Consider the following 15920-nt stretch of genomic DNA (forward strand, 5'->3'; position numbering starts at 1 on the left):
CCTGAAATCCTGGACATCCTGATTCTGACAATTAACCAAATATACGCTAAAATACCCACAGTAACTAACTTTTTTAACTTTTAACTTTTAATTCCTAACTACTTATGACCATGCCCAATACCGTAGAATTTCAAGACGCTTATGATGTGATTGTAGTCGGTGCAGGTCACTCCGGTTGTGAAGCAGCTTTAGCTACCGCCCGTCTTGGTTGTCGCACTCTGCTGTTAACCCTTAACTTAGATAAAATTGCTTGGCAACCTTGTAACCCCGCAGTTGGTGGACCAGCTAAGTCCCAACTTACCCACGAAGTAGACGCTTTAGGTGGGGAAATAGGGAAAATCGCCGATCGCACCTATTTACAAAAACGCATCCTCAACTCTTCTAGAGGTCCAGCAGTGTGGGCGTTACGGGCGCAAACCGATAAACGCGAATATGCAGCAGTCATGAAAGGAATTGTCGAAAATCAAGAAAATTTGACAATTCGTGAAGGCATGGTTACAGATTTAATCTTAGGAAAAAATGATCAAATTATAGGCGTTGAAACTTATTTTGGTGTTGCTTTTGAATGTAAAGCCGTAATTTTAACCACTGGTACGTTTTTAGGTGGAAGAATTTGGGTCGGTAACAAGTCTATGGAAGCTGGCCGCGCAGGAGAATTTGCGGCCGTGGGTTTAACGGAAACCCTTAACCGCTTGGGTTTTGAAACCGGCAGATTAAAAACAGGTACACCTGCAAGAGTTGATAAGCGTTCCGTTGACTACTCGAAAATGGAACTGCAACCAGGGGATGAAGAAGTTCGCTGGTTTAGTTTTGACCCCACAGCGTGGGTAGAACGGGAACAAATCCCCTGTCACATGACAAGAACCACTAAAGAAACCCACAGATTAATCCAAGAAAACTTACACCTATCACCGGTTTATGGTGGTTGGGTTGATGCTAAGGGTCCCCGTTATTGTCCGAGTATTGAAGATAAAATAGTCCGCTTTGCCGATAAAGAAAGTCATCAAATCTTCATTGAACCAGAAGGACGGGATATACCAGAATTATACATCCAAGGATTTTCTACGGGGTTACCAGAAAATCTGCAAATCCTGATGTTAAGAAGTCTTCCCGGTTTGGAAAACTGCTTTATGTTGCGTCCTGCCTATGCTGTAGAGTACGATTATTTACCCGCAACTCAGTGTTATCCCACATTGATGACTAAAAAAGTTGAAGGGTTATTCTGTGCTGGACAAATTAACGGTACTACCGGTTATGAAGAAGCTGCTGCACAGGGTTTAGTAGCGGGTGTCAATGCGGCGCGGTTTGTGCGAAATCAGGAAATGATTATTTTCTCCCGTGAGCAAAGTTACATTGGGACTTTAGTTGATGACCTGTGTACCAAGGATTTGCGTGAACCTTACCGTATGCTTACGAGTCGTTCAGAGTATCGTTTATTGCTGCGTTCAGATAATGCCGATCAACGGATGACACCGTTAGGACGGGAAATTGGTTTAATTGATGACAGACGGTGGGATTTATTTACGAGAAAGCAAGAGCAAATTATAGCCGAAAAAGAAAGATTGCATTCGACGAGAATTAAAGAACATGAAGACATAGGGAAGGCGATCGCCCAAGAAACTCAACAAGCGATCAAAGGTTCAATCACCCTGGCTGACTTGTTGCGTCGTCCGGGAATACACTATATTGATTTAGAAAGATACGCACTAAGTAACACCAGTCTCAACCAAGCAGAAAAAGAAGGGGCAGAAATAGACATTAAATATGCGGGATATTTAGCCAGACAGCAAAACCAAATTGAGCAAATAGCTCGTCAAGCCAATCGAACATTGCCAGCAGATTTGGATTATGTAGGAATTGATACTCTTTCCAAAGAAGCCAGAGAAAAGCTGGCGAAAGTAAAACCTTTGACAATTGGGCAAGCAGCAAGAATTGGTGGTGTTAATCCTGCGGATATCAATGCTCTGTTAATTTATTTAGAAATCCGTAAAAACAAGGACCAGAATGAGTTTTCCTTATTAGCAGATACAAAAATTCATTAAGGATGGGTATAGTATAGGGTGGGGGATTAGTATGATGGACTACATAGATTTTTGAAGTAAAATTCTGAATCATTTCTAAATCACAGTAGAATTTAATACCACTGCCAAATTACTGCCAAATTACTGCCAAATTAAGGTTAGTGGTGTAATTTAAAGAAAGTGATTTCCCGGACATCATTGGGTTTCCTTTCCCTTTCTAGCAGCCACAAAGAAAATGTCTATGATAACAGAAGCCAGCACCCATCTAATGATTTCTGAAGCACTAGAGGACTTACTCCCCAGTGAAGCCCTGTCGATAGAGACTTACGCTGAAGGCTTGATAGATGAACTCTTCACCGATATCGACAACATACTAGATTGTGGTAGAAAAGACTCTGCTAAAACCATCAGAACAGAATATGTACCACATAAGCAAACAGTGGCGGTGAAGATGCAAGAAGTTGTGTTGCCACAGACAGTATACCGAGCAACCAAGGCAATTGCACCCATCCAAAAGCCGCAACCGAGTACACTGGTTTTAAATCCTCCCTCTGTGACTGCTATTAGGAAAAGGAATCAAAAGCACAGCGGTGGATTAGGCAACCTGCTCGTGTTAGGCTCAACCTTAAGTGTGGGAATGGTGGGCGCAGTCTACCTAGCACAGCCGACATTCTTCACCAATATCACTGCCCAATTTACTCCACATACACTACCAACAGATCAGGTAAAATCACCAGTACCTGTACAACCAGATCCTCATGGTGAATTAGTTAATTATATGTTGCAGGCTTTGGCAGTGATAGACCAGCAAGGCTCTAGTAATGATCAAATACCTGTTAAATCTGGGTTACGTGATGTTAATCCCCAGCAAACAGACTCTTTACCTTTGCCCAGTAACCAACCTGTTGGCACTTTACCCCTACCAGTGGCGGCTAACAATGCCCCACCTGCTCCTAGTCGGGTAACAAATGTGGTAGAGAGAATATATGTCCCTGTTGATCAAGCACCTCCAGCTATACGCCCATTACCAGAAGTTTCCCCAATGTCAGCGCAGGTATCACCACCTGAGTTTGTCCAAGATTCCCCCAGTAATGTGCAACAAGCAACCAAGCCCATACCAGCAAAAAATTTACCGACAACTGTGAAGCGGGTAGATGCTTCTAAGCTACCAGCTATAGCACCACCAAAACTACCTGCGGCGATCGCAACTGCATCATTACCGCAACCAGAAACATTACCAACTACACCCACAACTACACCCACAACTACACCCACAACTACCCAACAGGTGTATTTACCTGCCTATTCAGCCGAGTTGGAAGGATTGTTAGAGTTAGGTAGCAAATCTGCGGCTTTGTTCAAAATTGATGGTGTGACTCGCCGGATTAACCTGGGAGAAAATATTGGTGCTACTGGTTGGACTCTAGTAGACGTAAGTAACGGTGAGGCGATTATCCGCCGTAATGGTGAGGTGCGCTCAATTTATGCAGGTCAAAAGTTGTGACAGATAACAGGAGACCTGTCCTGGGAGCAGTTACCTGATATAGTTGAACAAAAAATGCTGAATCTTGCAAGAGGGAGAACAGCCTGGCGCAGAACTATTGCTTCAAACCAAAACACATTTGACTGGAGTAAGCATTGACATTAATTGACAGATGTCAACAGTAAGTATCAAGTTAATGCTTATTCACACTAGCCTCAAGAGTTTTTACCTGAGTTTGTAATTCTTCTACTACTTGTAAATGCGATCGCTCTAGTAAATATCCAGCCCAAACAAAGCTGCTAGTTAACACTGTCACTACTACCACTAAAACACCAGTTAACAACTTAACTTGAGAGCGAAGCTGTTTGACTTCATACGTCTGATCTTGAGTCTGGTCAAGAGAATTTAAGTTGGTCTTTTGGTCTTCTACTACTATCTCTACTTTTGTAGTTTCAACTTTTTTAAACTCAATCTGGCTTCGCAACCAATCTGTGATCAATTTAGGGCAATTCTTCTTAAACCATTGCCAAGCAATCATTCTGAATGCAGGTTTAGACATTTTGCAAATCAATTTCAGGGTTCTATTGAGAGTGCGAGACTGGAACTTTTGGTTAATCAAATTAGTTGACGCAACATCATAAAGACAATTCAAGATCAGCTTAACTGTTGCTTCCTCTCTGCAAACAATATTTTCCAACAAAACCAGGACATCTTGCATCAGTTGTTCTTCTCTTTCGGCTTCTGTAGGCAATTTTGTTAAATCACTTGATGGTGGCAATTGTTTAGACATATTAACTGTATAAATTCTTAATTTTTCATTAGTGCTTTCCTTTAAGTATACTGACATCAGAAAGTATTTGCTATTTACTGGATACGTTAATATTCAATTTCTTCACAATGAATTGAATTATTAATGAATTATTGACGCTCCCCGCCCTATAGAGGAGAGGGACGGGGTATGACAGCGATTTCTGATCAGCAAGGGTTTAGCATTGCTAAACCCCTACAAAAAACATCTGACTCCTAACTCTCAAGATTATTCAAAAACTACGGTTTTATTACCATAGACTAAAACGCGATTTTGTAAATGCGATCGCACTGCCCTAGCTAACACAATTCTCTCTAAATCTTTACCTTTTCTAATCAAATCATCTACATTATCCCGGTGACTTACCCTAACTACATCCTGTTCAATAATTGGACCACAATCTAAATCAACAGTTGCATAATGGGCAGTTGCACCAATAATTTTTACACCTCTTTCAAAAGCTCGATGATAGGGATTAGCACCAATAAACGCAGGTAAAAATGAGTGATGAATATTAATGATTTGCGGGAATTGCTGAATAAAATTATCAGTTATTATCTGCATATATTTAGCCAAAACTACCAAATCAATATTATATTGACGCAATAATTCTAATTGTTTTATTTCCTGTTCTTGTTTATTATCTTTATTAATGGGAATGTGATAATAGTCAATACCAAATTGTGCGGCTACAGCTTGTAAATGGGGATGATTACTAATAATTAAAGGTATATCTGCATTAAATTCTTTAGCTTTTTGTCGCCAAATTAAATCTAATAAACAATGATCTTGACGACTTACCCAAATTGCAATTCTGGGAACAGTATCAGAAAAATGTAATTCCCATTTAGCGCCTAAAGATTGGGCGATCGCATTAAAAGCAGCACCAATTAAATCCCTGGGTAAATTAAAACCATTTAACAACCATTCTATACGAGTGAGAAATAAACCAGCTTCAAAATCTGTATGTTGATCAGCATCAATAATATTACCACCATTAGCATAAATAAAATTAGCAAATTTTGCGACTAATCCTTTTTGATCAGGGCAAGAAATCAGTAAAGTTGCTGTTGGGTTCATTTTAGGTAATGGGTAATGGGTAATGGGTAATTGGTAATTGGTAATTGGTAATGGGTAATGGGTAATTGGTAATTGGTAATTGGTAATTGGTAATTGGTAATTGGTAATTGGTAATTGGTAATGGGTAATTGGTGAGAGTAATTAATATTAATTATTTAGTATGGGCGGGATTAGGATCTATGGGTATTGGTGCAAGTTCTAATTTAGTATTTTGTTCAGCTCGTTTAGCTTGTTGATCAGGTTCTTCACTGGGTTGTTTACCAGATTTTTCACTGTTTTTTTCATTAGCTTTGTTAGCAGATGCTTGAGATATTTCTTGCCATTCTGATAATTCCCGATTGACAGCATTAGCGAAATCTTTAGAAACTAATAAAACCTGAGTATTTCCATTATTGTCAATCACAGGATCAGCTTGGACGTATAAGAAAGAGTTGTTAAAATTAGGTTTCCCTAAAATTACTTGATGGTTTTTTTGATTTTTCAATTTAATATCAATAGTAGCTTGAGGTTTATCTAAACCAAATTCACTCAATTGATTAGGTGAAATTGATACACTACTTTCACTTTTACCTTTCACCAATAAATCCGTTAAATAAGAAACTATAGCCTCTTTTGCAGGTTCTGGTTTGGGAGATTTTGGTAATTTAATTGACCACTTTGGCGCTTCTAGTTTCTGACTTTTTTCTAAATTTAAAGTGTAGTCCTTGGTTTTAATATCTATAGATTGAACATCCTCAACATTAAATGAGAAAATCTGTTGTTTAGTGGTCTGAGTTTGCTGATTTTGCCGATTTCCCTGATTTATTTTATTGAGGTGACTTTGTGCAAATTGCTGTGGTTGATTTTTCCGTCTAATTTCATCAAAATAGACAAAACCACTTAAACCCAAGGCTAAAATTACTAAAGTTAAAGTTGTGCGTTTCATTTGGAAATAGGTGACAGGTGACAGGTGACAGAGAAGAGGAAGTAGGTGAAACAGGTAGATAAATTGATAATTATCAATTATCAATTATCAATTATCAATTATCTTCTTTTCCACCAAATAATAGCGCCGGTAGCTAAACCAATGAAAGGTAAAAGCAACAAAGAAGAAATACTTAATAAATTGGCTTTTGCAGTTGACATAGTGATACGGCGATTTGTTTGTTCTTTGGGACGAATTGAAAGAGGTTGTTGATCTTGTTGACTTAACCAAGTGACTGAGTTGAGAAATACATCTCCATTTAATTGTTGCTGAAATAAACCATCTCTAGCAAAATCTGAGTTTCCAAACACTACTAAGCGAGATTCTTTGCTTTGATTTTGAGAATTTTCCTTAGTTGGGGAAACTGTAGGAGATGGGGTAGGTGTGGGAGATAGAGTAGATGTAGGAGATGGGGAAGCGGTAGGTGTGGGAGATGGGGAAGCGGTAGGTGTGGGGAATGGGGAAGCGGTAGGTGTGGGAGATGGGGAAGCGGTAGATGTGGGAGATGGGGATGATAAAGTTCTAGTTAATGCTACACCTAAAGTTAAAGGACCTTTTAAATCTTGACCTTCATTAAACTCTAAATTTTCGTTTTGTTGGTCAGTTTCTGCCCAACTATTAGGATATGATTTAGTTCTGAGTAAAGGAGTAGATTGAACATTAGGAGTTGGTTCAATTAATATAGGACGTGCAAGGGGATAGAAAGAAATACCATTACCAAAATCTTTAGTGATGGGATGTTGTCCATACTCTGTAACAGCAGGTGCAGCAGGACCTAGTCCTAAAGTTGTTCCAGAAACATCAACCGCTAAACGATTATCTAATTTTACACCCCAATCTTGCAATAAGTCATCAATTTTTGGGTCAGTATTAGGGTCAACCATTAACATTAAATTACCGCCACGATTGAGATAATCTTGTAAAGCTGTAACTTCACCTGCTAATAACTCTCGTTTTGGACCTGCGACAACAACAACAGCAGCATCTTCAGGAACTGTTGTTTGTTCTGTTAAACTCAGAGGTAAAGCTGTAAAATTTTTGTCTGCTAATCCTTGAACAGCTTGAGAAATTGCGTTTTTAGCATCTGTAAATTCTAGTTCACCGTGACCTTGCAGAAAGTAAACTTTAGCGGTATTGTTGCTAGTGATTTGTTGTAAACGGCTAGTTAATCTTACTTCTGATAGACGTTCATATTCATTGACTGTTTGTACTAATTGGCGCTGATTATCAAATTCTAGATAAACTTCGCCAAAATCTTTCACACCAAATTTTTCTGCTAGTCCTGGTCTGGTTTGGGGGTCGATATATTCAAAGTTAAACTTAGGAGTTTGACGACGATAATTTTCTAGTAATTGTTCATCTTGCAGATTTTGTTCTCTGGTAAATAACCAGACTTTTGCAGGTTTGGGTAGAGTACGCAGTAATTCTTGAGATTGGGGTGCGAGGGTAAATAATTGAGTTTCTGTTAAATCTAATCTTAACTGATACCGTGTACCTAAAAAATTGATTAATCCTAATATTGTTAATACTGCCAAAGTTGCCACTAAGGCGTTAGTCGTAGATACGGTAGAACGTTGTTTCCATAATTGATTTTTTTGGGCTTGGAAAAATACCCAACCAATGCAAATCAAAAGACCTGCGATGATAAATACTAGAGGTAATATATCCCATTTATCTAATATTACCCCAACTGTTAAACCAAGGGCTAATAAGAATGGACCAAGCAAAAATAGTAGGTTAGCGAAATTTTTTTTAGGTATTTTTTTCATTATTGGTAATGGGTAATTGGTAATGGGTAATTGGTAATTGGTAATTGGTAATTGGTAATTGGTAATTGGTAATGGGTAATTGGTAATGGGTAATTGGTAATTGGTAATTGGTAATTGGTAATTGGTAATTGGTAATTGGTAATTGGTAATTGGTAATTGGTAATTGGTAATTGGTACAAACTTCTTTACTGTCACCTGTCACCTGTCACCTGTCACCTGTCACCTCCTAACTATTGCCGTTGAAAACGCAGTGCATCTATTGATTGGGCGGTGAGAAAAATGCCTAAGATAATGTAACTAATAAATAAAATGAAGGCGCTACTATCAAAAATTCCTTGAATTAATGTGTTGTAATGTTTGAGTAGGGATAGATGAGCTAAACTGTCTCCCACCGGACCTGGTATAGCTTTAGATATGGAATCTATTAATAATAGTAAAATGACCACAACAAAGGTGAGAACGGCTGATAAAAGTGTGCTGTCTGTTAAGGAGGAAATGAACATTCCTAATGATAAAATTGCTGCTGCTAATAATATCAATCCTACATGACCAAGAATAGGAATAACTGGAGACATGGGAGGATTTGAACCGCTAATAGCTATGGCTTCAAATCCGAGTAATGGTAATACCATTGTCATGAAAAATGTTAAAATTCCTAATAATTTACCTACGGCTACAGCCCAGTTAGTAACTGGTGATGTGGCTAATAATTCTAATGTTCCGCGTTTGCGTTCTTCGGCATAAAGTCCCATTGAAAGTATGGGTAAAATAAACAATAATAACCAACTGATTCTATCTAAAAATGCCCGGATAAATTCATAGGGTACATCTATGGGGGGAACGGGTACTCCTAATTGTTGCCCTTGGACATCATAAGCTGCAACTGTGGGCAAAATTCCCCCTGGTCCTATTAAAATCATCACCAAAAATAACCCAGAAATAAACCAAAAGATGCCAGCTATACCATAAGCCAAGGGTGATACAAAATAACTTTGTAATTCTCGGCGATAAATGGCAATTATATTAGCGATGACGATACCCATTTTATGCGTTTTCTCCTTCTGTTTCTGGTGTATTTTCTAGTGTGTTTTCTAGTGTGTTTTCTGGTGTATTTTCTAGTGTAGTTTCTGGTGTTTCTTTTGCTGGGGGAAGTAAATTTTTCTCTTCGGTTGTTAGTTGTAAAAATACATCTTCTAAACTAGCACTAACCCGCCGCATTTCATATAAATCAAATCCTCCCCGAATTAATGCGGATGCAATATCCTTTCCTGGTTCTGTGCCTGGTTGAGATATAACACGGAGTAGGGGACGATGATCATGACTTATCGGCATTGATTCTACCAAAATCACGTCCTTTACATTTTGCAATACCTGTTTTGCTAGGGTAACTTCTCCAGAAATTTCTAACTCATAACCCGAACCTCCGGTTAACTGTGTCATTAAATTTTCTGGGGTGTTGGTAGCTACGACTTTACCACGGTTGATGATGGCTACGCGGCTACAGGTCATGCTCACTTCTGGGAGAATATGGGTAGAGAGGATGATGGTGTGTGTACCGGCTAGACTTTTGATCAAGTTTCGCACGTCGATAATTTGCCGGGGGTCTAGTCCTACGGTGGGTTCATCGAGGATAATGGCTGGAGGATCATGGACTATTGCTTGCGCTATTCCCACTCTTTGGCGAAAACCTTTGGAAAGCTTGCGAATAATGACTTTACGCTTTTCTGTGAGGTTGCAGCGTTTCATAGCAGCTTGCACTTTTTGGGGGCGATCGCCAGCGGATACCCCTTTAATTCGAGCTACAAAGTGCAAAAAGCCCTCTACCGTCATTTCGGGGTATAAAGGCGGTGTTTCCGGTAAATAGCCGATTTTTTGCCGCACTGCTAAAGAATTTTCATGGACATCATACCCAGCTATTTTGGCTGTTCCTTTGGTAGCTGGAAGATAACCGGCTAAAATCCGCATGGTTGTGGTTTTACCTGCACCGTTGGGACCTAAGAAACCTAAGATTTCTCCTGGTTCTACGTTAAAGGTGACATCGGTTATCGCTGCGGTAGAACCATATATTTTACTCAGATGTTCAACTTCTATCATTTGGATGTGATGGATGTGAGCGATAATGTTTACATAGCATAAACAATATTGACATTTTCCTCAAAATCTTGTGGACTGGTCAAAAATATATATTTTCCATCAAGATTTTAACTCCCCAACCCTCTGAAAAAGTATGCTTTTGCATCTCTACATCCAGGAATAAAGCGCATCTATAGCTGTACTAGGACTTTAGTCTATATCCGATGTGGATTGTACACATAATTGGACAATTTTTTCAAAGTCAAAACTATGAACTAAATCTGTCAATCCTTGAGACAAATCATGATAAGTTTCTGGTATTTGAGAAATTAATGCTAAGGAATGACGATTACTGCATCTACTAGCAGCAGTCTTTAATTCAGAAATCCATTCTGGAGACATAATATTTAAGGATGATGCAGTTGATGTCAAAATAGCAGACTTTTCCAGTTTTGACTTGATATCATTTTACTTTGAAGCTGCACATAATTAAGACAACTCCAAACTATTGCTATATCTGAATTTTAAGATTTTCAATTCTGTGCAAGCTCAATGAAAATTGATATTAGAGGATAGGGGTAGTTGTTTGGTAACAATTCAGGATACAGGATTGAGAATGAATTAGAGTTTTCTAGATATGGTTGATAGATACGTTTTATTAATCAACTACTTGTTAAACAAAATCTCCACAGTAGACCTAGTTGTCCAAAGGGTTATAAAATTAGAATTGTTGTCATGTTATCTATTTGCTAAAGTGTCTGAATCTTTACCTTTGCGCGATCACTATCTCGCTTTAATTGATCAAATAGTCGAAACCACCCTGAAAGGCAAAATTAGCTCTGTAGAGCAAGTATATCAAATGTTACTCCAAGGTATTGCTTCCGGTACGGGGGAAGTGTTTGAGTTAGCTTTGAGCGATCGCCTGAATACCATCCAAACACAAGTAGACAACGAAACAGACGAACTCAAAAAAGCCAAAGCCACCCGTAGTTTAAGAGCAATTAAAACTATTCAAACACAATGGCAACGCTGGCAAGAACAAAACAAAGCCACCGAAATCATAGCTTCAGCAGTACGGGAAATTACCCTTGCTAGTAATGAGGAGCGTTTAGCCGTATTCCTGCGCTACACCGATCCCAATCAGAAATATCCCTTAAATTTATCGCAAATACAACAACTAGGCAAATCCTTACAACAATTTGGTGCAGCAAACTCAGATTTAACACAGATATCCACAGGCATAACTCAGGCGATCGCCGCTTGGCAACGCATCCAAGAAAACCTCCTCAGTTGGATGTATGAACAAAAAACCTCTCTCGGTTTTGGTGGTGTACCTGGTGAAAAAGGACCTTGGGCAAGTTGGGCGAAATTAGTCAAAAGCGAAATACCGCAATCATTTTTTCAGACTTTAGCAATAGAACAATCTCCAATAGAATTTACCCAAAAACAACAAAACCTTACCCTCAGTGATTGGGTAGAATTAACAATAGTTTTACAATTCCTACAACGAGGTTTAGTTAGTTGGTTTGATCAACAAGCTTATGATATTCAAGCAGGTCCAAAATTATCTATTTCCACATTTTTAACCTTTGCTGTCATTTGGAGTCAATTAGCAAACGGTTGGCAAAATCAATCAATAATATATAGTAATGGCGCTTCACAAATAATGCTGCAAATTTTGCGAACCTTTGCCCAACGTCCCTATTTTCCCCTCTATGGTGGGATTTTCGCTTCCTTTTCTGGTAGTTATTTACGGGATGCACTGGATTATTTAGATGAACCATTGCGTTATGCGGAAGGAACACAAGAAAAAGCCAGAATCTTAACATTATTGGGTTATTCTCAACGAGCTTTAGGCAATTATCCGCGCTCCATAAATTTCCATCAACAAGCTTTAGAAATTGCCAGAAATGCTCAAGACACAGCTTGCGAAATTGCTAATCTTAACCACCTCAGTCGTACCTATGTCCAAGAAAAAAATTATGCTGAAGCAATAAATAATAGTCAAAGAGCATTAATATTAAGTAGACAAACAGGAGACAAAACCGGAGAAACTAACGCCCTCGTAAACTTAGGTTACAGCGAAGTCATGCAAGCACAGCAATTAGAAAACACTGAACCAGAAGTTTATGAATCAGCAATTAATTATTTAGAACAAGGTTTAAAATTAGCCGAAAAAATTGGTGATGTTCAAACTCAATCTTTATGTTTTAGTAGTTTGGGAATTGCCTATTTAGTCACTTCTCAATATCAAGAAGCAATCAAATATTTAGAACAGGGTTTTAGAACAGCGCAAGTTTCTGGTGATTTATATATTCAAGGTCGAACTTTAGCTTATTTATCAGAAGCTTATTATAACCTTCTCAACTTTGAAAAAGCCATTTATACAGGTTGTTTGGGAATGTATCTATTAGAGCAAATTTCATCCCAAGAATGGCAACAACCCGCAGGTTTATTAACCACAATCAAAAGACAATTGGGAGAAGATAAATTTCAAGTTTTATTGCAACAAAACCGCCCTAAGATCATTTCTGTTATTGGTGTAGACGGTTATGATTATTTACCTGATTTATTAGCAAGATATTAGTTACACCATATTTCATCTGGATGAGGTACACCAGGGCGGGCAGGATGCTCACCCCACAAGAGTTTTATTTTTACAGCTATTTTCAGGTAAATAAACCACATTTTGATTTAGGTTTCGCGTCAACAATGTAGGGGATCTGATCATTTAATTATTTTCTGGCAACCAGTTAATATCTAGTAATTGTGGGAGGGTGTAAGGACATTTTTCTGGAAAGGAAATGTTATAACCTGTTTTTTGTCTCACATATTTGAGTGCTTTTTCATAAATTATGAATTGATTTTCCTGTAAATGATTGTGTAAGTTTTTGGTTAAATCTTCATTGAGTTGAGTCCTAAAACTCAAAATTTCTGCTTGCCAATGATTAGCATTATAATCATATTCAGTATGCCAATATTGCAGCAGTAGTAAATGTCTGATAATTTGTTCAAGGAATCTTTCTAATGTTTTCTTTTCTCGCCGACTCAATTCTTCCAATTCCTCAATTAAATGATCCTTGTCTAATTTTTCCCATTGGTTTTGTTTTAAAACTGTAATCGTTTGTTCTAACCATTGATCATATTCAATCTCATAAAGAGATGCTAAATCATTTGTGATTTTCATTGCTGACCTCAACCTAATTCGCTTCTTCTACTTTCAATTATGTATTACCTTCTTCAACAACTGGGGAATTTGTGCAGGAGATTCAGCTATAGGAACTTGTGCAGTTTGGAAAGCTGCTAATTTATTTTGTGTTGTGCCAAAATTAGGATCACGTTTCACAACGGTTGCTATATTTCCTGTTTGATGCCAATATTTGTTTGGTGGTGCGTGTCTACCTGCAATATAAGCAATAACGGGTTTATCAATAGCTTCAGTAATATATCTAGCAGCAGTTTCCTCACTTTCTCCCCCTGGTTGGCCGACTAAAACTATTGCTTCTGTGGTTTCATCTTCATCGAGAATTTGCAACCATTGAGAAAAGGAAGAACCGACAATAGCATCACTACCAATACTGACACTAATCGACTGACCTAAACCAGCTTTGGTTAATTCCCAGGCTACCTCATAAGTCAGGGTACTACTACGGCTAACAATTCCCACAGATCCAGGGGTATAAAATTCACTAGGTTGAGTGCCTAAGAGAATTTTACCAGGAACAATAATTCCCGGACTGTTAGGACCTACTAGCAAAATTTCATGACTTTCTGTAGTGCAGAGTAATTTCACCATATCTAAAGGTGGTACACCAGCAGAAATAATAATTATCTGTCTAATGTTAGAGGCGATCGCTTCTAAAGCTGCATCCAAAACTTGATAAGGATGGACACAAATAATTGTCGTATCAATTTGCCCAAATTGTGAGATAGCTTCTTCTACTAAATCAAACACTGGCAAACCATAGATTTTCTGTCCACCACATCCAGGATCAACACCAGCTACTAAATTAGTGCCATAAACCTTCATTTGAGCAATATGAGTTGCTGATATAAATTCACAAAAACCCTGAATTAAAACTTTACTGTCTGGTTTTAAGTTCATAAAATTTAGTTATTAGTTATTGGGAATAGGGAATAGGGAATAGGGAACAGGGAACAGGAAAAGAGAAATTTTTGATTTTTAATTTTTGATTTTTAATTTTTAATTGCTTTGTTACCTGTCACCAATCACTACCTTTTGTAAGCTGGTAACTTAGCCAAACGTACTGCTTGTTTTACGGCCTCGTCTAAATTTTCCACTACTATCAGCGTCTCAGTTTCAGTCTTGAGTTGAGCTAAATATTTCTTAGCGTCATTAAAATCAGAACCAGCAAGACGGACAACCAAGCGCGGTAAATTTCTGGGTTTATATTTACTACCTTTGGCTATATAAGATGTCAGTTCTTTTGGATCTAGTTGCATAAAATGACCAATGATTTCTGGCATTTGGGAAACTTGAGGAATAGAACCCAAAAAGTTAATCAGAATCACTTGAATGCTTTTATCAGCAGCTAACATTTTTAAACCTGTTTCCAGGCGATCGCAAAATGTCGTCGGTTCAGTATCAATCAAAAAAGAATGTCGTAAATTTAAAGACACACCAGGTTTACCACCTGCATTAAAAACTGCATCCAAGGTTGTCAACAACGAACCAGTACCATTGCCTAATATACCGATTTTGCCTTGCATTTCCAACCCATCCCAATTACCCAAGATGCTGTTGATCTTGCTATTTTTATGACGGCCAATCATTTTTGCCGCCATTTTGGCTATTTCTGGATGTCGGTTAATCGCGCGTTCGTTGACTGTAACTTTACCATTGAGTGCCATAACTTGCCCAGAAACACTAACAGCTAGAGGATTTATCTCTACTAAATCTAAGTCCTTCTGCACAAATAACTTATACATTTTTTCTACAATATCACTTACCGACTGCATCAGCGCACCCTGTAAGCCCATTTTCAAACCCAGTCTTCTGGCATAAAATGGCGAAAATTCCTGTTCTACCACCACATATTGCATTTTCTCCCCTGGAGATTCCCAATCAATATCTGGTTCTTTGCAACCTAAAAGCACAGGACGACAGATAGCGGTATCTAAAACTACGGCCAGATAAAATTCATCTTTGGCATTATACTTAGTTTCTGCCAGTAAAACCTCTGGCAATTCTCCCCAAATTGGTAAATTAAAGATATTTTGGGCAGCAGCGATCGCATCAATGGTGGTTTCCACAATTCTGACTCCACCAGCTTTAGCCCGTTCATCTGCGTGTACTTGCGATTTGAGTACAATCGGATAGCTAATTTTTAACCGTTTTAAATCTGTAGGATGGTCAATTCGTTGAGATGGTAAGACAGGAATGCCCATCTTATCAAACCATTCTTTAACTTGGTACTCCAATAAATCCATTGGTACACACCTTGTATTAACAATTTCAAAGCTAATTTTTATTGCTGTCCCGTCGTTTGCACAGCACTTTATTTATATAATCACGCTTCGGTTGGCTAGAAAATTGATTTGGCAATAATCAATTTTATCGAATTAAGTCATAGTGGTACATTCTATTCTCAAACCCCAACCGCTGCTATTTGGTTGATTAGACCTTTTGATCCTCCTTGGTCAACTTGCCAGTCTAAAAAATTACTTGGATCTTCTTATATATTTTTTCCTGGATAATTTA

At 38.2% G+C, this 15920-nt stretch carries 13 protein-coding genes and 1 pseudogene; 3 read left to right on the plus strand and 11 right to left on the minus strand.

Annotation, left to right across the window (positions count from 1 at the left end):
• Window positions 1–104: 104 nt before the first annotated feature.
• Both mnmG and K2F26_RS04765 read left to right on the plus strand, forming a co-directional pair.
• Entirely contained in the window at window positions 105–2042 is a 1938-nt protein-coding gene (gene mnmG, locus K2F26_RS04760) for a tRNA uridine-5-carboxymethylaminomethyl(34) synthesis enzyme MnmG (protein WP_220610552.1), read from the plus strand.
• Between the two features lie 214 nt (window positions 2043–2256).
• Window positions 2257–3525 (plus strand): RodZ family helix-turn-helix domain-containing protein, encoded by a 1269-nt coding sequence (locus K2F26_RS04765; protein WP_246605519.1) that lies wholly within the window; start codon window positions 2257–2259, stop codon window positions 3523–3525.
• A gap of 172 nt (window positions 3526–3697) precedes the next feature.
• Here the strand turns inward: K2F26_RS04765 and K2F26_RS04770 are convergent, their stop codons facing one another.
• The 8 genes and pseudogenes from K2F26_RS04770 to K2F26_RS04805 all read right to left on the minus strand — a co-directional run bounded on the left by K2F26_RS04770 (window position 3698) and on the right by K2F26_RS04805 (window position 10630).
• Window positions 3698–4351: a hypothetical protein gene (locus K2F26_RS04770; protein WP_367890323.1), complete on the minus strand. Its 654-nt coding sequence runs from the start codon at window positions 4349–4351 to the stop codon at window positions 3698–3700.
• 189 nt (window positions 4352–4540) lie between these two features.
• A complete protein-coding gene (gene purU, locus K2F26_RS04775) occupies window positions 4541–5392 on the minus strand; it encodes a formyltetrahydrofolate deformylase (RefSeq protein WP_220610553.1) in 852 nt (283 codons plus the stop codon).
• Between the two features lie 151 nt (window positions 5393–5543).
• Complete coding sequence (locus K2F26_RS04780) at window positions 5544–6317, minus strand: DUF4340 domain-containing protein (protein ID WP_220610554.1); 774 nt, start codon at window positions 6315–6317, stop codon at window positions 5544–5546.
• Window positions 6318–6415: 98 nt separating this feature from the next.
• The gene (locus tag K2F26_RS04785; protein WP_220610555.1) at window positions 6416–8125 is read right to left on the minus strand and encodes a GldG family protein; all 1710 of its coding nucleotides are present in this window, start codon (window positions 8123–8125) and stop codon (window positions 6416–6418) included.
• Complete coding sequence (locus tag K2F26_RS04790) at window positions 8109–8327, minus strand: hypothetical protein (RefSeq protein WP_220610556.1); 219 nt, start codon at window positions 8325–8327, stop codon at window positions 8109–8111. Before K2F26_RS04790 ends, K2F26_RS04785 begins: the two co-directional genes overlap by 17 nt.
• A 28-nt stretch (window positions 8328–8355) precedes the next feature.
• On the minus strand, window positions 8356–9168 hold the full coding sequence (locus K2F26_RS04795) for an ABC transporter permease (protein WP_220610557.1): 813 nt from the start codon (window positions 9166–9168) through the stop codon (window positions 8356–8358).
• Between the two features lie 109 nt (window positions 9169–9277).
• A pseudogene (locus tag K2F26_RS04800) lies at window positions 9278–10219 on the minus strand (ABC transporter ATP-binding protein); the annotation flags it as partial.
• Between the two features lie 189 nt (window positions 10220–10408).
• Window positions 10409–10630 carry a hypothetical protein gene (locus K2F26_RS04805; protein ID WP_496560033.1) on the minus strand — a complete coding sequence of 74 codons (222 nt, stop codon included), beginning with the start codon at window positions 10628–10630 and terminating at the stop codon, window positions 10409–10411.
• A 322-nt stretch (window positions 10631–10952) separates the two neighbouring features.
• On the opposite strand from K2F26_RS04805, the gene K2F26_RS04810 reads away from it, so the two are divergent.
• The gene (locus K2F26_RS04810) at window positions 10953–12785 is read left to right on the plus strand and encodes a tetratricopeptide repeat protein (RefSeq protein ID WP_220610560.1); all 1833 of its coding nucleotides are present in this window, start codon (window positions 10953–10955) and stop codon (window positions 12783–12785) included.
• A gap of 144 nt (window positions 12786–12929) precedes the next feature.
• On the opposite strand, the gene K2F26_RS04815 is transcribed toward K2F26_RS04810, so the two are convergent.
• From K2F26_RS04815 to K2F26_RS04825, 3 genes are all read right to left on the minus strand, one after another.
• The gene (locus K2F26_RS04815; RefSeq protein WP_194057706.1) at window positions 12930–13385 is read right to left on the minus strand and encodes a DUF29 domain-containing protein; all 456 of its coding nucleotides are present in this window, start codon (window positions 13383–13385) and stop codon (window positions 12930–12932) included.
• 33 nt (window positions 13386–13418) lie between these two features.
• Window positions 13419–14303 carry a succinate--CoA ligase subunit alpha gene (locus K2F26_RS04820; RefSeq protein ID WP_220610561.1) on the minus strand — a complete coding sequence of 295 codons (885 nt, stop codon included), beginning with the start codon at window positions 14301–14303 and terminating at the stop codon, window positions 13419–13421.
• 128 nt (window positions 14304–14431) lie between these two features.
• Window positions 14432–15649 carry a succinate--CoA ligase subunit beta gene (locus K2F26_RS04825; RefSeq protein WP_220610562.1) on the minus strand — a complete coding sequence of 406 codons (1218 nt, stop codon included), beginning with the start codon at window positions 15647–15649 and terminating at the stop codon, window positions 14432–14434.
• Window positions 15650–15920: the final 271 nt, after the last annotated feature.

The organism is Sphaerospermopsis torques-reginae ITEP-024 (genome assembly GCF_019598945.1).
Classification (GTDB): domain Bacteria; phylum Cyanobacteriota; class Cyanobacteriia; order Cyanobacteriales; family Nostocaceae; genus Sphaerospermopsis.

What these genes read in the sequence shown, in the direction of transcription:
- K2F26_RS04820 (WP_220610561.1), bottom strand. Translation starts at nt 14,303, where the DNA reads ATGAACTTAAAACCAGACAGTAAAGTTTTAATTCAGGGTTTTTGTGAA.
- K2F26_RS04815 (WP_194057706.1), bottom strand. Translation starts at nt 13,385, where the DNA reads ATGAAAATCACAAATGATTTAGCATCTCTTTATGAGATTGAATATGAT.
- mnmG (WP_220610552.1), top strand. Translation starts at nt 105, where the DNA reads ATGACCATGCCCAATACCGTAGAATTTCAAGACGCTTATGATGTGATT.
- K2F26_RS04765 (WP_246605519.1), top strand. Translation starts at nt 2,257, where the DNA reads ATGTCTATGATAACAGAAGCCAGCACCCATCTAATGATTTCTGAAGCA.
- purU (WP_220610553.1), bottom strand. Translation starts at nt 5,392, where the DNA reads ATGAACCCAACAGCAACTTTACTGATTTCTTGCCCTGATCAAAAAGGA.
- K2F26_RS04825 (WP_220610562.1), bottom strand. Translation starts at nt 15,649, where the DNA reads ATGGATTTATTGGAGTACCAAGTTAAAGAATGGTTTGATAAGATGGGC.
- K2F26_RS04780 (WP_220610554.1), bottom strand. Translation starts at nt 6,317, where the DNA reads ATGAAACGCACAACTTTAACTTTAGTAATTTTAGCCTTGGGTTTAAGT.
- K2F26_RS04795 (WP_220610557.1), bottom strand. Translation starts at nt 9,168, where the DNA reads ATGGGTATCGTCATCGCTAATATAATTGCCATTTATCGCCGAGAATTA.
- K2F26_RS04770 (WP_367890323.1), bottom strand. Translation starts at nt 4,351, where the DNA reads ATGTCAGTATACTTAAAGGAAAGCACTAATGAAAAATTAAGAATTTAT.
- K2F26_RS04785 (WP_220610555.1), bottom strand. Translation starts at nt 8,125, where the DNA reads ATGAAAAAAATACCTAAAAAAAATTTCGCTAACCTACTATTTTTGCTT.